The sequence below is a fragment of the Sphingobium yanoikuyae genome, from assembly GCF_013001025.1.
Lineage (GTDB): Bacteria > Pseudomonadota > Alphaproteobacteria > Sphingomonadales > Sphingomonadaceae > Sphingobium > Sphingobium yanoikuyae_A.
This window is the reverse complement of record NZ_CP053021.1, coordinates 2,002,320-2,019,987: the sequence shown is the minus strand read 5'-3', so window position 1 is coordinate 2,019,987 and position 17,668 is coordinate 2,002,320. Positions and strand designations below refer to the sequence as shown.

Annotated in this window: 13 protein-coding genes and 1 tRNA gene; 6 read left to right on the top strand and 8 right to left on the bottom strand. The window is 64.9% G+C overall.

Going from position 1 to position 17,668, the window contains the following annotated elements; all coding sequences use genetic code 11:
* Positions 1-9: 9 nt before the first annotated feature.
* Complete coding sequence (gene hslV / locus HH800_RS10030) at positions 10-576, bottom strand: ATP-dependent protease subunit HslV (protein WP_004207214.1); 567 nt, start codon at positions 574-576, stop codon at positions 10-12.
* Between the two features lie 183 nt (positions 577-759).
* On the opposite strand from hslV, the gene HH800_RS10025 reads away from it, so the two are divergent.
* Entirely contained in the window at positions 760-945 is a 186-nt protein-coding gene (locus HH800_RS10025; protein ID WP_004207213.1) for a hypothetical protein, read from the top strand.
* A 34-nt stretch (positions 946-979) separates the two neighbouring features.
* On the opposite strand, the gene HH800_RS10020 is transcribed toward HH800_RS10025, so the two are convergent.
* Positions 980-1,108: an entericidin A/B family lipoprotein gene (locus HH800_RS10020; protein WP_046989731.1), complete on the bottom strand. Its 129-nt coding sequence runs from the start codon at positions 1,106-1,108 to the stop codon at positions 980-982.
* A 142-nt stretch (positions 1,109-1,250) separates the two neighbouring features.
* Between HH800_RS10020 and HH800_RS10015 the strand changes: the two genes are divergently transcribed.
* Positions 1,251-1,325, top strand: a tRNA-Val gene (locus tag HH800_RS10015).
* 172 nt (positions 1,326-1,497) lie between these two features.
* Here HH800_RS10015 and HH800_RS10010 read toward each other — a convergent pair.
* Genes HH800_RS10010 through HH800_RS10000 form a run of 3 tightly spaced genes read right to left on the bottom strand, consistent with a single transcriptional unit; the run spans position 1,498 to position 4,924 of the window.
* Positions 1,498-2,751, bottom strand: coding sequence for a DUF3526 domain-containing protein (locus HH800_RS10010; protein ID WP_169860961.1), 1,254 nt, complete (start codon positions 2,749-2,751; stop codon positions 1,498-1,500).
* Positions 2,748-4,190: an ABC transporter permease gene (locus HH800_RS10005; protein WP_169860960.1), complete on the bottom strand. Its 1,443-nt coding sequence runs from the start codon at positions 4,188-4,190 to the stop codon at positions 2,748-2,750. Before HH800_RS10005 ends, HH800_RS10010 begins: the two co-directional genes overlap by 4 nt.
* Complete coding sequence (locus HH800_RS10000) at positions 4,187-4,924, bottom strand: ABC transporter ATP-binding protein (protein WP_169860959.1); 738 nt, start codon at positions 4,922-4,924, stop codon at positions 4,187-4,189. The genes HH800_RS10005 and HH800_RS10000 overlap by 4 nt, the downstream gene beginning before the upstream one ends.
* A gap of 153 nt (positions 4,925-5,077) precedes the next feature.
* Between HH800_RS10000 and HH800_RS09995 the strand changes: the two genes are divergently transcribed.
* Entirely contained in the window at positions 5,078-7,282 is a 2,205-nt protein-coding gene (locus HH800_RS09995) for a TonB-dependent siderophore receptor (protein ID WP_169860958.1), read from the top strand.
* Positions 7,283-7,299: 17 nt separating this feature from the next.
* A complete protein-coding gene (locus tag HH800_RS09990) occupies positions 7,300-9,120 on the top strand; it encodes a M14 family metallopeptidase (RefSeq protein WP_169860957.1) in 1,821 nt (606 codons plus the stop codon).
* 43 nt (positions 9,121-9,163) lie between these two features.
* On the opposite strand, the gene HH800_RS09985 is transcribed toward HH800_RS09990, so the two are convergent.
* The 3 genes from HH800_RS09985 to HH800_RS09975 form a co-directional block, all read right to left on the bottom strand.
* Positions 9,164-11,284 carry a TonB-dependent receptor gene (locus tag HH800_RS09985; RefSeq protein ID WP_169860956.1) on the bottom strand — a complete coding sequence of 707 codons (2,121 nt, stop codon included), beginning with the start codon at positions 11,282-11,284 and terminating at the stop codon, positions 9,164-9,166.
* Between the two features lie 149 nt (positions 11,285-11,433).
* A complete protein-coding gene (locus HH800_RS09980) occupies positions 11,434-12,750 on the bottom strand; it encodes a sigma-54-dependent transcriptional regulator (RefSeq protein WP_097383336.1) in 1,317 nt (438 codons plus the stop codon).
* On the bottom strand, positions 12,747-14,504 hold the full coding sequence (locus HH800_RS09975; protein ID WP_097383335.1) for a sensor histidine kinase: 1,758 nt from the start codon (positions 14,502-14,504) through the stop codon (positions 12,747-12,749). The genes HH800_RS09980 and HH800_RS09975 overlap by 4 nt, the downstream gene beginning before the upstream one ends.
* 256 nt (positions 14,505-14,760) lie before the next feature.
* Here HH800_RS09975 and HH800_RS09970 point away from each other — a divergent pair, with 256 nt between their 5' ends.
* Positions 14,761-16,101, top strand: a complete 1,341-nt coding sequence (locus tag HH800_RS09970; RefSeq protein ID WP_169860955.1) for a dicarboxylate/amino acid:cation symporter — start codon at positions 14,761-14,763, stop codon at positions 16,099-16,101.
* A 12-nt stretch (positions 16,102-16,113) separates the two neighbouring features.
* The gene (locus HH800_RS09965; RefSeq protein WP_169860954.1) at positions 16,114-17,595 is read left to right on the top strand and encodes an alginate export family protein; all 1,482 of its coding nucleotides are present in this window, start codon (positions 16,114-16,116) and stop codon (positions 17,593-17,595) included.
* Positions 17,596-17,668 lie beyond the last annotated feature (73 nt).

Here is a 17,668-nt window from a genome sequence, read left to right as displayed (position 1 = left end):
CTTGGGATCTCAGGCTGCGCTGTCGAGCGTTTCTATGGTGAGCTGGTCGTTGGTGTAGACGCAGATATCCGCCGCCACACCCATCGCCTTGCGGGCCAGGGTTTCGGCATCTTCCTCATATTCCACCAGCGCGCGGGCGGCAGCGAGGGCATAATTGCCGCCCGAACCGATCGCGGCCACGCCGCCGAGCGGCTCCAGCACGTCGCCATTGCCGGTCAGGATCAGGGTGACGTCCTTATCCGCGACGATCATCATCGCTTCCAGGTTGCGGAGATATTTGTCGGTGCGCCAGTCCTTGGCGAGTTCGACGGCGGCGCGCATCAATTGGCCATTATGGCGTTCCAGCTTGGCTTCGAGCCGTTCGAACAGGGTGAAGGCGTCGGCGGTGGCGCCGGCAAAGCCGCCGATGACGCTGCCGTCATGCAGGCGGCGCACCTTGCGCGCATTGGGCTTCATCACCGTCTGGCCCATGGAAACCTGGCCGTCGCCGGCGACGACGACCTTTCCATTCTTGCGGACCGACATGATGGTGGTGCCATGCCAGACCGGCATGGACGAGCGGTTATGGTCATTCATGACCGCGCATATGGGAGCGGCAGTCAAGCGCTGCAAGCGTCTATGTAGAAACACGAGGCCGCCGCCGAAACGTGCGATTTGCGGGACGATTTCTGACTATCGGTTAAGGAACCAATGTCGATGAATTGACATTGTGCAACGCAGCAATCATTGTCGGTCGTCCCAAATGGAGGGAAGCTACTCATGACTCTCAAGGCCAGAGCACAAGAAAAGGTCGAGCGCGCGGGTATTGCCAACTATTCGTTCGACCAGGATGTTCTGGTGATGTGTGGCGTACGCTATGCGATCGAGGCGTGCGAATGCGGCGAGCCGGATTGCGACGGTGTGCGCCTGCGCAAGAAGTCGGCCTTTCCACGCATCCTGCAATGATGCAGGGCGGCAGGACGCCGCCCTGTCCCCGTTATCAGTGAATGACTTCCTTGCCGGCGGTGCCGACCGATTCGATGTCGCGGCCGACGCCCTGCACCGTGTTGCAGGCGGCGAGCGCGGACAGGAACATGGAGGCAAGGACGAGAGCGACGGTCTGACGCATGGATGATGCACTTTCTGATCTATATTGGTCGGGCCTGTATAATGCGGCCAAACGCGCTGGACAGAGATAATTTCCAAAAAGCTGCAAGGCGGCGCTTGACAGGCCCGGCATCGGATGCGAAAGGCCGCCTCCTCCTTACAGGGGGCGCGTAGCTCAGCGGTAGAGCACACCCTTCACACGGGTGGGGTCACAGGTTCAATCCCTGTCGCGCCCACCATGATTTCAACGATTTGCGTTGAAGCATGGCTGGAGATATCCAACATCGGTAGTTGACCGTTGCAGGCACAGACCAGCACCGGCGCTTGTATGTGCGTCGGCAAGTCGATGGTTGCCGCCGAGGATGAAGCGAAGCGGGCAATTTCGCCCTCATCCCCGGCCATCACAGTCTCTCACATATCGTCGAAGCGCGGAGCGCCTTCGAAATCGACCTGCCCGAACGGCTTGTCGGTGAAGAGATAGGCATAATAATAATTGCGCAGCCGGGTGTGAAAGGCGCGGATGCGGTCCTGATAGGCCAGTTGCGCCTGCATGTCGGTGTCGGCGAGGCGGGCGAGCAGCGCCTGTACGCCGACCGAGGGCAGCAGCCAGCCGACCGAACGGGCGGCAGCATCGCGCGCCTCGATCCCGTGGCGGTAGGCGTTCGCCTTGGGCGCGACGCTTTCATCGCCGACCTGGTGGAAGGCGAAATACCATTTCCAGTGGAATGCGTGGCCTAGCGGCGGGCTGTCCTTCCATTCGGGATGGCCGGCATAGAAGGCCTGCATGGTCTGTTCGCGCGGAATGTCCCAGGCGCGGTTGACCGCCTCGCGCTGGGCGAGCGTCAGTTCCACGCCCTGGCCGACCGGGATGGCACGGTTGATCGCGACATGGGCGATGGTCGGCAGTAGCAGGGTAAGCAGCAGCCACAGGCCGGCAAGCGTCGCGGCATTGGTGACCGAACTCCAGCGCAGCCGTCCTACCAGCAACGTGACGCCGATCCAGAAGGCGAGATAGAGGGCGACGAGGCCGAGCACCGCCAGCAGCGGCAGCAGCGGCACATGCGAAAGACTTGCCCCGATACTGACAGGCAGGGCGAGCGTGAGAAACAGCAGGCCACCACGCAGCAGCACACGCCGTGCCCAGAGATGCCGTCCCGATCCTGCGAGCGCATCGAGCATCCGCAGCCGCCCGGCTTCCCGCTCGCCCGAGACCAGGTCGTGGATCAGGGCAATCACGAACAAAGGCGTCAGATAGACGAGCACGAAGGCGAAATCGAAACGACCGGGCAGCGCCAGTTCGGGATTGAACGCCTCGCCATCGTAAAGCTGTGCTTCCAGCCCCAGCGCGCGGACACGCAGGATGTAAGGTGCGACGTCCCGCAGCCCGAGCGCCACGAAGGCGAGCGGTGCGGGCGCATCCCAGGTGGCATGGAAGCTGTAATAGGCCGCGTTGCCGGGATCCTGTGTCTTGCCGGCCCATTGCGCGACGGCGGCGATATCCTGTGCCTGTTTCGGCTGGATGCGGGCGATGACGGCGCGCTGTCGGGCGACTTCGGTCATGCCGGCAGCGACCGAGGCGATGGCGAGCAGGGCGACGAGCAGCAGCGCCAGCAGCGCCATGCGTGATCGCAGCAGCAGGCGCAGTTCATGGGTGAGGAGGGTCATGGACGGGCTTTCTGAAGATGGCGGGCGACGGGCAGCAGCGCTAGCAGCGCGAGTGCCAGCCAGGCGAGTAGCAGGCCCAGGCCGGGCAGGCTGGCGGTCACCAGGTCGCCGGCGGTCGGCGCGATGAAGCGGAATTGCGGGATCGACTGCCAATGATCGGCAGAGATGCGCTTGCGCTGATCGGCGCCGGCATCCTTGGCCTTGTCATCGGCATAGCTGACGGCATCCGCCTGCAACTGGTTGAGATGCTGGACCATGGCGAAGCGATAGGCTTCGGCCTGAGCGAGGAAGCGGCGATGGCCCGCAAGATCGGTGCCCGCGGCTGCCATCGACAATTGCCGCAGCGAGATGGCCGGGCTGATGATACCGAAGCCGTCGGTGAGCCGGCTCTGCGCCTGCTGGATCGCGAAGCTGCGATCGGCATAGTGGTCGAACAGCCCCGACGTCAGCTTCTCGCCCTCGACCGCGAGCAGGCCGTTATAATTGACCGGCAGATCCTCTACCTTGTCGACGCCATAGCGGCGCAGCACCTTCTGCTTGAAGGCGTTGAAGAAGGGATCGTCAGGATTATGCGCGTCGCCAAGGCGATGCAGATCCTGCTGGATGGCGATGTCGGTTTCCAGGCGGGTGGGCAGGCTATGGGCCTGCGCCGCGATGTCGGGCGCCACGCGCGGCAGCAGGATGACCAGCACCGCCCAAAGCGCCAGCAACGCCAGCAACGCGTCGCGGCCGCGCCTTACCAGCGCGGAGACAAGGATGACGATGATCGACCAGAGTGCCAGATAGGCGCCATAGCCAAGCGCGATCACCGCCATCGGCCCGGCCAGCGCGCCGGGTTGGCCCGCGATCAGCAGGAAGGCGATGAGCGCGGGCAGCCCGACCAGCGCGGCGACCAGCGCCAGCGCCAGCAGCTTGCCCATGACAAGCGCGCGGGCGGACACACCCTGCACCAGCATCTGGCGCAGCGTGCCGCGTTCGCGTTCGCGCGCGACCGCGCCATAGCCAAGGAAGATCAGCAGCAGCGGCGCAATCACCTGCAACACGAAGGCCGGGGTCAACTGGCCGAAGCGGACCAGCAGCGAGGATTGGCGGACATCACCGAAATTGGCACTGTTCTGGCGATGACCTTCCAGGAAGATGCTGTTGCCGGTGAAGGCATCGACGCCGGGATCGAAGGCAGCGAGCGGTGGCAGCGGGCGGAAGATGAAATTGCCGAAATGGGCCATGCGATGGGGGTGGCGGTCGGGCTGCGCCTCGAACGCCTCGGCTGCCTGGGCCTGGAACCGGGTGCGGGTTTCGGCGATGCCGCTCTGGTGCGACCAACTGATGAGCGCGGCGGCGAGCGTCAGCAGGACGAGCAGCGCGAAGGCGATGACGGCGACGCGGTTGCGCCGCATCAGCCGCAATTCGTCACGCGCGATCAGGGTGATGGCCCTCATGCGGCAACGGCCTCCCGCGCGAACTTGCGGTGCAGGTCGCGCACGTCGAAGCGGTCCGTGCCTTGCGCCAATGCCTCGTCGACGATCCGGCCGGATTCGAGGAAGCCGATCCGGTCGGCAATGTCGGCCGCCGACAGCAGGTCATGGGTGACCATCAGCACGGCCGCGCCCTTGCGCGCGACATCGTGGACCAGCCGGTTGAAATCGGCGGTCGCGCGCGGGTCAAGGCCGGAAGAGGGCTCGTCGAGCAGCAGCACCGGCACTTCGCGCAATAGGGCGATGGCGATCGCCACCTTCTGCCGCATCCCCTTGGAAAAGCCGCCGAGACGCTTGTCCCAGGCCGGTGCCTGCAGGCCCGTTGCGTCGAACGCGCCGTCAATCTCCTGCGGGGCCGGGTGGCGGCCGGCCAGCGCCAGCAGATAGGCGGCATTTTCCGGCGCTGTCAGATGCTCGTAAAGGGCGACATTTTCGGGGACATAGGCGATCTGCTCGCGCGCCTTGTCGGGCTGCGCCGCCGGGTCATGGCCGGCCACCAGCACCATGCCGCTGTCGGGCTGGGCAAAACCCAGCAGGGTCGACATGGTGGTCGACTTGCCCGCCCCATTGCCGCCGAGCAGCGCATAGATTTCGCCGGCATGGACATGCAGGGTCAGGCCGCGCAGCACATGATGGCTGCCATAGGACAGGTGGACGTCGGACAATAGGATGGGCTGGCCGGTGGCGGTCAGGGACATGGGGGCAAGGCTCCTTGGCTGTTGCGTCGGACCATTTCGGCGATGCAGTAATCTGTCAATGAAATAATATAACATTTCCATTGACGGGTGCGACGAGCCTACCCTAGGGGCAGCGGCGAATGAGATTTCGTCTCATTTCATTCAGGGGAAAATATGTCGATCCAGTTCCTGCCGCGCGCCTGCGCTGCGCCCGTCCGTTCCCGTCGCTTCCATCACATCGCCCGCGCGCTGCCGCTGGCTGCTGTCCTGGCCTGGCTTCCAGCCCAGGCGCAGACCGGCGATGCGGTTCATCATGTGCCGGAGGGCGAGGGTGCCATCACGGTCGACGGCGTGCGTCAGGCCTATCGCGGCGATTTCTCCGTGAAGGAAATTCCCCAGGCCATCACAGAGATCGACGCGGAGACGCTGCAGCAGAATAATATCCTGCGTCTGACCGACGCGCTGGACATGAATGCCTCGGTCGCGCGCCAGAATACGTTGGGCGGGTTGTGGGACAGTTTCGCCATTCGCGGCTTTGCCGGAGATGAAAATCTGCCGAGCGGCTATCTGGTCAATGGCTTCAACGCCGGGCGCGGCTTTGGCGGCCAGCGCGACGTGGCCGGGATCGAGCGGGTCGAGGTGCTGAAAGGGCCGGCGGCGGCGCTGATCGGGCGCGGCGAGCCGGGCGGCACGATCAATCTGGTGACCAAGCAGGCCGAAATCGGCCGGACCTTCGGCACGGGCACGCTGCAATATGGCAGCTATGACCGGTTCCGCGCCGACGCCGACGCCAATCTGGCGCTGACCGACGGCATCACCGCGCGGCTGATCGGCTATTATGAGAAGGGCGACACGTTCCGCGACTATGTCTCGCAGAAGCGCTGGGGCTTCCTGCCCTCGATCGGCGTCGCGCTCGGCGATCGGACGCGCCTCACCTATGATTTCGAATGGACCCGCGTGGAAGTGCCGTTCGATCGCGGCATCGTAGTCCTGGACAATGACTTCAACACCGTGCCACGCTCGCGCTTCCTGGGCGAGCCAGGCGATGGCGACACGGTGGCGCGCGCCACCGGCCACCAGTTGCGGCTCGACCATCAGTTCAATGACGACTGGAGCCTGCTGGTCGGGGCCAGCCATCGCGACACGCTGCTGACCGGTTTCTCGTCCGACGCGGAGCAGACCGCATCGCGCCAGAAACTCTACGTTGACGGCCACTCCCTGTCGCGCCAGCGCCGCTCGCGCCGCTATGATGCGGAACATAGCGTGGTCCGCGCCGAGGTCGCCGGCAAGTTCGAGACCGGATCGCTACGTCATCGGGTGCTGATCGGCGGCGATTTCGACCAGTTCGAATATGATAATTATTTCACCCGCTATCGCCCGCCGGCGCTGAGCAGCAATCCGAGCGACCAGGCCGGCTATGTCATCGACATCGACAATCCGGTCTATGGCCAATATCCGCTGCCTGCGACGTCGGTGCTGACCAATCGTCTGGATACCCAGCGCAGCTTCGGCTTCTATGTGCAGGACCAGATCGAACTGACCGATCGACTGCAGATCCGCATCGGCGGCCGCTATGACAATCTGACGCTGAAGGTCGATAACCGCGTGCTTGCGGAGGCCAATCGTTACAATAGCCGCAAATATGAGCGGTTCAGCCCGCAGGCCGGCATCGTCTATGACCTCAGCGATCCGATCACCCTCTATGCCGCCTATGGCCAGGGCTATCGCGCCAATGTCGGCGCGGATTTCTTCAACAATATCTTCGACCCGGAAACGAGTGAGTCGATCGAGGCTGGCGTCAAGCTGACCGCGCTCGGCGGTGCCTTGACCGGCACCCTGTCCGTCTATCAGCTGACCAAGGACAATGTGCTGGCCAGCGACAATAATAATCCCGGCTTTTCCGTCGCGATCGGCAAGGCGCGCAGCCGCGGTATCGAACTGGACGTGAACGGCCATCTGCCCGGCGACATCGATGTCCTGCTGAGCTACGCCTATACCGATGCCGAAGCGCGGGAGGCGGTGAACGATCCCAATTTCGCCACCCAGATCCTGCCGGGGGACAGGCTGATCAACATTCCCGACCATGTTCTCAACATCCAGGTCGCGAAGCATTTCGAACTGGCCGGGCGCGAGGCCCAACTGGGCGCAGGCATGCAATATGTCGGCGAACGGCTGGGCGAAACGGGCACGGACTTCACCCTGCCGTCGCACACCCTGTTCCGCCTGTTCGGCAGCGTCGATGTGATCGAGGGTGTCGAGCTGTTCGGGACGATCAGCAACCTGTTCGACGAGACATGGTATGCCAGCAGCTATAGCTCGGTCTGGGTGCAGCCGGGCACGCCGCGCACCGCCACCGTCGGCGTGCGCGCCCGCTTCTGAGCCGGAAGGATAGAGACATGAGCAAGAGCATGACGCGCCTTCTGGGCGCCGCCGCTTTATGTGTTGCTGGCACCGCCATCGCGCAGCAGCCGACTGAGGCGCCGCTGCCGGGTCTACCCGCGTCGGTGCTACCGCCAACGCTGCCCTGGTCGGGGGCAAGTGAAAAACTGGTCGTCGGCAAGGATGATCCCTGGATCACGCCGGCCGAGCAGGCCGGCTTTGCCACCACGCCGCGCTATGATGAGGTTACGGCCTGGTTGAAGCGTCTGGATGCGGCCTCGCCCCTCATCAGCCTCGAAACCTTCGGCCGCACTGGCGAAGGGCGCGACATGCTGCTGGTGCGGGCCAGCAAGGCCAAAGATGGGTCGGGCACGGGCAAGCCGGTCGTGCTGGTGCAGGCGGGCATCCATGCGGGCGAGATTGACGGCAAGGATGCCGGCCTGATGCTGCTGCGCGACATCGCGCTGCGCGGCAAGGACGGGCTGCTCGACAAGGTCGATCTGGTGTTCGTGCCAGTCTATAATATCGACGGGCATGAGAAGATGAGCCGCTGGAACTTCCCGGCGCTGCGCGGCCCGGCGGAGAAGGGCTATGTCGGCAATAGCCGCAACATCAACCTGAACCGCGACTATTCCAAAGCGGACGCGCCCGAAAGCCGGGCGATGATCGGCCTGCTGCGTCGGCTGGACCCGATCCTCTATGTCGATTGCCATGTCAGCGACGGCTTCGACATGCAATATGACATCACATTCACTTATGCCGGCTGGGGCCGCTATGCCTATCATCGCGCCACCGCAGACTGGCTGCAGGGCCGTTTCGGACCGAGCGTGACGTCAGCACTGGAAAAGGCTGGCCATATCCCCACCATCTATCCCAGCCCGATCGACACGCGGGAGCCGACAAAGGGCATCCGTCAGGCGCCCGAAGGGCCGCGCTATTCGACCGGCTATGGCGATTTCATCGGCGTCCCGACCGTGCTGGTCGAAAACCACATGATGAAGCCCTATCGCCAACGGGTGCTGGGCACCTATGTCCTGCTGGAGGCGGCGCTGGAGCTGGCCGGGCAGGATGCCGGAGCGATTGCGCAGGCGAAGGCCAGCGACCAGGCATCGCGCCCCGCCGAAATGCTGACCCGCTGGAAGCCCGCCGTGCAGCCCATCGGCTGGGTCGAGCGGTTCAAGGGCATCGCCTTCGACACCTATGTCTCGCCGGCGAGCGGGCGCAGGGAACAGAAATGGCTGGGCCGCCCGGTCGACTGGCGGATGCCGATCATCGGCCAGGAACCGGTCGAGACGGTGCGCCTGCCCAAGGCATGGTGGGTGCCGGCCGGGCAGGCCGAAGTGATCGACCGGCTGACGCTGCACGGCATTCAGTATGATGTGCTGGACGCGCCGCGCACGCTGACGCTCGATCGGGCGCGGCTGGTGGACCCGCAATCGATGTCGGTGCGCGACGCGCGCATCCCGCTGGACACGAAGTTGCGGCACGAGACCGTGACTGAAACGCTGCCAGCCGGCACGGTGCGCGTGCCTGCCGATCAGCCGCTGGGCCTTTTGGCGGCCGCGCTGCTGGAGCCGGAAAGCCAGGACAGTTTCCTTGCCTGGGGCTTCTTCCCGGAGATATTGGCGGCGCCTTCTGGGGCGGAGGACTTCGTCCGGGCGCCGATCGCCGAGGCGCTCCTCGCCGCTGATGCGCAGATTCGCGCAGAGTTTGAGGCGAAATTGGCCGCTGATGCCGCATTCGCGGCCGATGGCGATGCGCGGCTCGACTGGCTTTCGGCCCGGCTGCCCGATCGCAGCCCCTATCATCATCTCTATCCGGTGCTCAGGGAGAACTGAGCCCGATGAACCGGGGCGGTCGACCCGCCCCGGTTCATCCAAATCAGAAACTGACCCGCGCGGTCACGCGGATGTCGCGGCCGGTGAGCGGGGCATAGTCCTTGAGGAAGGACGAGGCCCGGCGGGCGACCACATCGAAGATGTTGTTGGCCGACAGGGCGAAGCTGAGCGGACGTTCCTTGCCCCAGGGGCGAACATTCAACTCGGCATTGACCATGGTGTAGCCGGGCGTCGTGGTCTCGAACTCGGCGACCCGGTCCTGCTTGCTGACACGCTCGACTTCGCCGCGCAGGTCGAACTTGGTCGCCTGATAGGCCAGGCCACCGAGCAGACGGAGCGGAGGAATGCGCGGCGCCGGCCCGACGCTCTTCACATTGGCATGGACATAGTCGGCCAGGCCATCAGCGACGATCTTGCCGTCGCCCAGCTTGGCCAGGGTCAGCGATCCCTGCACCTCGAAGCCATAATAGCGGGCGTCCGCCTGGTTGAACGCATAGACGGGCAGGCCATCTTCTTCCTCGCCGGTCAGATCCTCATAGATGAAGTTCGAGAACCAGGTGTGATAGGCCGACGCCTCGAAGCTGTAATTGTCGCCGCTGCCGCGCAGGATGGCCTCGACGCTGTTGGCCTTTTCCAGATTGAAGTCGGGATTGCCGACCTCATAGGCCTGGGTGCCGGCATGGGGACCGTTGGCGAACAATTCTTCAGCCGCCGGCGCGCGTTCGGTGTGCGACAGGTTGAGGCCGATGCGCCAGCTGTCGGTCAGGCCATAGGAGGCACCGACCGAGCCGGAGAAGGCGTCGAAGCTGCGCTTGCCGGCGAAGAACTGCTCCTGATCCTCAAGCGGATTGGCAGTCAGGCTGGTATGTTCGTAGCGACCGCCGAGCTCGAACTTGAGCGCGCCATAATCGAGCTGCTGCAAGGTGAAGACGCCGACCTGCGTGGTCGAGTTTTTCGGCAGGAAGGCTTCCTCGCCGATCACGTTGAAGTCGCGGTTGAACAGTTGCACGCCGGTCGCGCCGCGCCAGGCGCCATGCTTGGTCTGGGTCAGTTCCAGCCTGGCTTCCATGCCCTTGCTGAAGAAGGCGGTGCCGACCGAACCATCTTCCTCCAGCTCGGCATGGGTATAGTCCGCATAGCCCAGACGCAGCGAAACCTTGTCCAGCACATTGCCGTCGCCATTCACTTCGGCGCGTAGGTTGACGCTGTCCTGCTTCATGCTGAGGCGCGGGGCTTCCTGCTCGTCGCCCGGCTGGGTCGCGAAGCGGATCGGCACGCCATAAAGGCTGTCATAATGGTCGTAGGAAATGCCGATATTGCCGGTGTCGCCGATATAGGCGATGCCGCCGCCGGCGGTCCAGGTCTTGGCCGCCGAATTGGGCAGCTTGCCCTTGACCGCGGCATTGCCGGCAAAGTCGATCGCTTCCTCGCCTTCTTCCGCCGGTTCGGCGGGGAGCAGGCTCGATGCCAGCGCTTTGGCACGCAGTGCTGGCGTCAGCGCATGGCCGCCGATGCGGACATCGTCACTCTTGAGATAGCTGCCATCGGCATGGGCAACCCAGCCGCCCGACAGCGGGACATCGACCGAGGCCGCGCCCGAACGCTCGTCCGCGGCCGAACCATAGGTGCCGATCGCATCGACATGGACCGGCTCATCCGGGATAGCCGTGGGGATACGCTTGTCGATGACGTTGACCACGCCACCGATCGCTGAAGATCCATAGAGCAGCGACTGCGGCCCGCGCAGCACCTCGATCCGTTCGGCAAGCAGCGGATTGACGACGACGGCATGATCGACCGAGGTGTTGGACACGTCGACGGTCGACAGGCTGTTGGTCAGCATCTTGACGCGTTCGCCCTGCAGGCCGCGCAGCACCGGGCGCGAGGCACTGGGGCCGAAGGAGGTGGCGGATACGCCCGGCTGATGTTCCAGCGTCTCGCCGATCGATGGGCGGATCGCCTGGGTCAGATCCTTGCCTTCGACCACGGCGACGCTGGACAGCATGTCCTGGCGGCGGGTCGGCAATATGCCGGTGACGATGATGTCGGAACGGGCCGCCTGATGATAGCCGTCGGCGGCGTCATCCGATGCGGTTTGCGCATGGGCGGCCGTCGAAATGCCGAGAACGGCAAGCGCGCAGCCGGCGAGAAACTGGAATTGCATGGACTTGGATCCCCCGAGGTGGATGGAGCGACATTATTCTGACCTCCACGCCCTGCTCGGTCGCGCTGGAGGCTGCCTCGCCTCTCTAAAAACATGTCCATGATGTTACAACATATCAAACATTACATTTCTGTCATGTGGCTGGCGCCCTATCCATCCAGCCCGCGCAATTTCCGCAGGTCGATGCCCAGCCGCCGGACCCGATAGTAGAAGGTCTTGCGCGGCAGGCCGAGGCGCTCGATCGCCTGGCCCATGTCGCCGCCGGTCGCGTGGATCGCCTCGATGATCGCCATGCGCTCGAACGCGTCCATGCGCGCGTCGAGCGGCAGCGTCGCGCCATCGGCAACGGGTTCCTGCTCCAGGCCCAGCGCCAGCCGTTCGGCCAGCCGCCCCAGTTCATGGACATTGCCGGGCCAGTCATGGTCCAGAAGATGGGCCAGTACCGCCCGGCTGACCGGCGGCACCGCGCGGCGAAAGCGGCGGGCGGCGGCGTCGAGCAGATGGGCGAAGATCAGCGGAATATCCTCGCGCCGTTCGCGCAGCGGCGGGATGTGCAGCCGCACCGCCGCCAGCCGATAGAGCAGGGCCGGCTGGATCGTCCCCGCCTGGCCCTGCGGCGTCATGCAGCCGATCACGCGCAGGTCCACCGGCTGGGGTTCGCGCGCGCCGACCGGGCGGACCAGTCGATCCTCCAGAAACTGGATCAGATGCGCCTGCAGCGCCGGGCCCGACTGGTCGACATCGTCCAGGAACAAGGTGCCCTGATGCGCGCGGGCCAGCCGGCCTTCGAGCGGCGCGCGCCCGGCCAGGCTTTCGCCATGCAGGCTGGTCTCGGCGATCGAATCCGGCACCGCGGCGCAGGCGATGCTGACGAACTGAGCGCTGGCGCGGCGGCTGCGCTGATGGATCATGCGCGCGACCAGTTCCTTGCCGGTGCCGGTCTCGCCCTCGACCAATATGTCGATATTGGTGTCGGCCAGGGTCGCCACCATGTCGCGCAGCCGCTCGATCGCCGGGGAATGGCCGATCAGCGGGGAGGCGACGGCGGTATCGACCATCGCGCGCAGGCGGCGATTCTCGATCACCAGCAGCCTCTTCTCGCTCGCCCGCGCGACCGATGCCAGCAAAGCGTCGGGATCAAAGGGCTTGGTGAGGAAATCCCATGCGCCGGCCTTCAGTGCATCCACCGCCATTGGCACATCGCCATGGCCGGTGACCAGGATCACCGGCAGTTCCGCGTCGCGGGCATGGAGCGCCCGGAACAGGTCGATGCCCGACATGTGCGGCATCCGCACGTCGCTGACCACGACGCCGGGAAAATCCGCCTTGATCGCCGCCAGCGCGTCGGCGGCGCGGGCGAAGGCGCACACCTCATGGCCCGCCAGCGTCAGTGTCTGCGCCATGGCGGCGCGCAGGTCGTCATCATCGTCGACCAGGGCAATCGGACGGGGGGGCATGTCGGTCATGCGCGTTTCAAACTCAGTTGGAAATGGGCGCCGGCCTCACTGGGCAGCAGGAACAGCGATCCGCCCATGTCAGCCATGATGTCGCTGGCGATGACAAGGCCGAGCCCCAGGCCCGACGGGCGGCTGGTGACGAAGGGCGTGAAAAGCTGGCCCTGCACCGACGGATCGATGCCCGGCCCATTGTCGATCACCGACAACAGCACCGTCTCCGCATCGAGCGCGACCGACAGGCGGATGGCGGGCGCGGCCACGCCCTCCAGTGCTTCCAGCGCATTTTGCAGCAGATTGACCAGCACCTGTTCCAGCCGGATCGTGTCGGCCATGACGCGCAGATCGTCCGGCAGGTCCGGCAGGTGCAGGTCGACCCGCGCGAGCCGCGATTTGAGGATCAGCACACTGCCCTCGATCGGCCCGGCCAGCGGGATGGTGGTGATCGTGCCGGTCGCCTTGCGCGAAAATCCGCGCAGTTCGGCCGTGACCTTGCCAATCCGGTCGGTCAGGCGCTCGATCGCCGCCATATTCTCGGCCGCAGCCTCGCTGTCGCCGCGCTCGATCAACAACCGCCCATTGGCGGCATAGCTGCGGATCGCGGCGACGGGCTGGGCGGTTTCATGGGCGATGCCGGCGGTGATCTGGCCCAGCGATGCCAGGCGATTGGCCTGGCGCAGCCCTTCGCGCAGCGTGTCGGCGCGCGTCTCGCTGGCGGCGCGCTCCTCCATCTCGCGGCGAAGTTCGCGGGTACGGTCCGTCACCATCGCCTCCAGTTCGCTGGTGCGGGCGGCGGCCATGGCGGCCCGTTCGGCGCGGCGATGGGCACGCTCGCGCAATATCCAGATGCCGCCGGCGAGCAGCAGCAGCAGCAGCAGGGTCGCCAGCCGCACCGTGCGCACGAAGCTTTCCACGCCATGCAGCGGCGTCAGCATGTTGAGCTGCCAGCCCGGTTCGCCGGCCGCGACCGATTGCCACAGCAGGCGGCGACGCGGTTCGTCGGCGGGGCTGACGATCTGCCGGCCATCGGCATCGCCCATGCCCCTGAGCGGCACCGGCAGCAGTGAGCCGCGGCCGGACTGCAATTCGGCGCGAAAGCGCTGCTTGGCCTGCGCCGACAGCGGATGGATGGTGGTGAAGCGCCAGTCGGGGCGGCTGGTGATCAGGATGATGCCCTCGCGACTGGTGATGAAGGTGATTTCGCCCAGCCGCGCCCACTGCTGCTCGATCCCGTCAAATTCCAGCTTCACCACGACATAGCCGCCGCCGCGCGATCGCCGCGACAGATACATGCCGGGCCGTTCACTGATCGTGCCGAGGGCGAATTGCGCGCCCGATCCATGGGCGGCGGCGAGCTTGAAATAATTGCGGAAGGAATAGTCCTGGCCGACAAAGCTGCGCTCGCTGCCCCAGTTGCTCGATGCGACGGTGCGCCCGGATGCGTCGAGCACATAGATTTGCGCCGCGCCGGTGGTGCGGGCGAGCGCCTGCAGCTTGCGGTCCAGCGCCCGCAGGGCGGTCTGCGATCCGGTCAGGCCCGCGACCAGATCGCTATCGTCGGACAGGGCAATGGGCAACAGCCTGAACCGCTCGATCTCGCTCTTGAGATAGGCCTGCCGCAGGATCGCGGCGCCGCGCGTCTCCGCACTCAAGCGGGCAATGGCATTGCGCTCGGCAACCTCGCCCGACAGCCAGAGCAGACCGCTAGCCACGCCCAGGAACAGGGCGATCCACAGGATGCGATTCGGGAAGCGGGCGCCGTCCATAGCCCTGCATATCGCGCCGGTAAGCAATGTGCAAATTTCTGCACATTGCGCGATATTTTTGGGCAAATATATGCACTAGATAAATTGGCGGCAGACGTGAAAAGTTTATTACTGCACTGAATTATAATGATTTAATTTCATTCCTCCTACAATTTGTCGCGCATGGCTGACAGCTCGATACTGGCCACCTCAATTCCCGACCCGCCCAACCAAGAAGGCGGGAAGGCTTTTGGCGAGGGCCAGAAAGATAACTGTCATGCAGATTTCCGATTTCCCCGACACGCCGGTCGCCCGGCGTCCCTGGTATCTCCATCTCTATGCGCAGGTGCTGCTGGCGATCATCGCAGGCGTGGCGCTCGGCCATTTTGCGCCGCATCTGGGGGAGGCGATGAAGCCGGTCGGCGACGCCTTCATCAAGGCGGTGAAGATGGTCATCGCCCCGGTCATCTTCCTGACGATCGTCACCGGCATTGCCGGCATGCGCGACATTGCCAGCGTCGGCAGGGTCGCGGGCAAGGCCTTCGCCTATTTCCTCTTCTTCTCCACCCTGGCGCTGGTCGTCGGCATGATCGTCGCCAATGTGGTGCAGCCGGGCGCGGGCCTCAACATCGACCCCGCCACGCTCGACGCCAGCAAGGTCAGCGAATATGCGCAGAAGGCGCATGACAGCACGCTGACCGGCTTCCTCACCGGCATCATTCCCGACAGTTTCCTGTCCGCCTTCGTCAGCGGCAATATCCTTCAGGTGCTGTTCGTCGCGATCCTGTTCGGTGTCGCTCTGGCGCTGGTCGGTGATCGCGGCGCGCGCGTGCTCGACCTGCTCGAAGATGTCTCGACCGCCGTGTTCAAGCTGGTCGCCATTGTCATGAAGGCCGCGCCCGTGGGTGCGTTCGGCGCCATGGCCTTCACCATCGGCAAATATGGCGTCGGCACGCTCGCCAATCTCGCCTTCCTGGTCGGCACCTTCTACCTCACTTCGGCGCTGTTCGTGGTCGTGATCCTGGGCCTCGTTGCCCGTGCCGCCGGTTTTTCGATCTTCGGCCTGATCCGCTACCTGAAGACCGAATTGCTGCTGGTGCTGGGCACCTCCTCGTCGGAAAGCGCGCTGCCGGCGCTGATCGAGAAGATGGAGCGGGCGGGCTGCCCCAAGTCGATCGTCGGCCTGGTCGTGCCGACCGGCTACAGCTTCAACCTCGACGGCACCAATATCTACATGACGCTGGCCGCGCTGTTCATCGCGCAGGCTACCGGTGTCGACCTGTCGATCGGCGATCAGATCCTGTTGCTGGGCGTCGCCATGCTCTCGTCCAAGGGCGCGGCGGGCGTGACCGGTGCAGGCTTCATCACGCTGGCGGCGACCCTCTCCATCGTCCCATCCGTGCCGGTCGCCGGCATGGCCCTGATCCTGGGCGTCGACCGCTTCATGAGCGAATGCCGCAGCCTCACCAACTTCATCGGCAATGCGGTGGCGACGATCGTCGTGTCGCGCTGGGAAGGGAAGTTGGACCGGACGCAGTTGCAGGCCGCGATGCGGGGGGATGGCGGGGCGCCATCGCCAGCCGAGCCCGCGCTCGCCAACGCCGTACCGGCGGAATGAGGCGCAGCCACCATGGTTCGTTTCTCCTGCGCGGCCGTGCGCCGCCCCGTCGCCGTCTCCGCTCTCACCCTGGCCGCCCTGTTCGCCCACCCCGCATGGGCCGACGACATGCCCGCTGAGCCCGTCAGCCTCTATCCCGCCGATGCTGTCGGCGAAGGCGCGGTATCGGGCGGCTACGCCCTGTCGCGCTGGGCGGAGGACTGGCGCAGCAAGGCCGATCCCGCACAGCGCGACGACCTGTTCGATCGCCTCAAATATCTGCCGCTGGATGAGGATGGCGACATCTATCTGACGCTCAGCGGCGAGGCGCGGGTGCGGGTCAACTACACCACCAACCTCAATCTGCGGAACGTCGGCAGCCAGCGGCAGGACATCAACCGGCTGGTCGGTGGCGCCGACCTGCATGTCGGACCACATCTGCGCTTCTATGGCGAGATCGCCCATGGCGGCATGTCCGGTGACAATATCGGCACGCCGTCGGGATCGCTGCGCAATGATCTGGTGCTGCTCCAGTCCTTCGCCGAACTGAAGGGCCGGGTTGCGGGCATGGACCTTGGCCTGCGCTATGGGCGGCAGGAATTTACCGACGGCCCCAATCTGCTGACGTCGCAGCGCGACAACAACACGATCCGCTATGCGCTGAACGGCGTGCGGGCCTGGGCACGGACGGGATCGCTGCGCATCGATGCCTTCGATTTCAAGCCGACCGCGCTGGGCAATGGTGGCATCGATGATGACAAGGTCGAGCAGGGGCGGCGCTTTTCCGGTTTTACCGCCGGCATCCGTTTGCCCGAAAAGGCGCTGGGCGGGTCGGAGCTCTATCTCGATCCCTTCTTCTGGCGGTTGCGCACCAGCGAAGCGCTCTGGGGCGGCGTGACCGGCCGGGTCGAGCGCTTCTATGCCGGCGCGCGCCTGTGGGGGGAGGTCGGCCCGGTCAATCTCGACTGGACCGTCAACCACCAGTTCGGCGATTTCGACGGTCGCGACATCAGCGCCTGGCAGCTCTTCTTCAACCAGAGCTACAAGCTGCCCGGCGATCTGCCGATGGCGCCGCGCATCGGCTTCCACGCCGATTATGCCAGCGGCGGCGGCACGTTCGAGGGCGGTACGCTGAAGGCCGCCTACGCCCCCTTCGGCAACAATATCTATTACAGCTACCAGCTGTGCATGACGCCGACCAACCTCAAGACGCTGGCGCCCAGCCTGACCATATCACCGCTCAAGGGCGTGAAGGCGACGATGGAATATCAGTTTGCCTGGCGCGCCGATGAAAATGATGCGGTCTATCGCGCCAACAAGTCGATCTTCGCCGGCACCCAATCGGTTCCCGGTCACAAGATCGGCGAATCCATCCGTGCGCAGATCACATGGTCGATCACGCCGCGCCTGTCCTTTGTCGGGCGCTACGAGCATCTGGATGCAGGACCGGTGCTTAGCCGTGCTGGCTATGGCAACAGCGATTATCTGGCCGGCTGGCTGAGCTTCCGTTTCTGAAGGTGGATGGGGTGGTGCGCATGACCTGACGGACAAGATTGGCGAACGCGCATCCGGCCGCCCGGCCCCTTTC

What these genes read in the sequence shown, in the direction of transcription:
- hslV (WP_004207214.1), bottom strand. Translation starts at nt 576, where the DNA reads ATGAATGACCATAACCGCTCGTCCATGCCGGTCTGGCATGGCACCACC.
- HH800_RS10025 (WP_004207213.1), top strand. Translation starts at nt 760, where the DNA reads ATGACTCTCAAGGCCAGAGCACAAGAAAAGGTCGAGCGCGCGGGTATT.
- HH800_RS10020 (WP_046989731.1), bottom strand. Translation starts at nt 1,108, where the DNA reads ATGCGTCAGACCGTCGCTCTCGTCCTTGCCTCCATGTTCCTGTCCGCG.
- HH800_RS10010 (WP_169860961.1), bottom strand. Translation starts at nt 2,751, where the DNA reads ATGACCCTCCTCACCCATGAACTGCGCCTGCTGCTGCGATCACGCATG.
- HH800_RS10005 (WP_169860960.1), bottom strand. Translation starts at nt 4,190, where the DNA reads ATGAGGGCCATCACCCTGATCGCGCGTGACGAATTGCGGCTGATGCGG.
- HH800_RS10000 (WP_169860959.1), bottom strand. Translation starts at nt 4,924, where the DNA reads ATGTCCCTGACCGCCACCGGCCAGCCCATCCTATTGTCCGACGTCCAC.
- HH800_RS09995 (WP_169860958.1), top strand. Translation starts at nt 5,078, where the DNA reads ATGTCGATCCAGTTCCTGCCGCGCGCCTGCGCTGCGCCCGTCCGTTCC.
- HH800_RS09990 (WP_169860957.1), top strand. Translation starts at nt 7,300, where the DNA reads ATGAGCAAGAGCATGACGCGCCTTCTGGGCGCCGCCGCTTTATGTGTT.
- HH800_RS09985 (WP_169860956.1), bottom strand. Translation starts at nt 11,284, where the DNA reads ATGCAATTCCAGTTTCTCGCCGGCTGCGCGCTTGCCGTTCTCGGCATT.
- HH800_RS09980 (WP_097383336.1), bottom strand. Translation starts at nt 12,750, where the DNA reads ATGACCGACATGCCCCCCCGTCCGATTGCCCTGGTCGACGATGATGAC.
- HH800_RS09975 (WP_097383335.1), bottom strand. Translation starts at nt 14,504, where the DNA reads ATGGACGGCGCCCGCTTCCCGAATCGCATCCTGTGGATCGCCCTGTTC.
- HH800_RS09970 (WP_169860955.1), top strand. Translation starts at nt 14,761, where the DNA reads ATGCAGATTTCCGATTTCCCCGACACGCCGGTCGCCCGGCGTCCCTGG.
- HH800_RS09965 (WP_169860954.1), top strand. Translation starts at nt 16,114, where the DNA reads ATGGTTCGTTTCTCCTGCGCGGCCGTGCGCCGCCCCGTCGCCGTCTCC.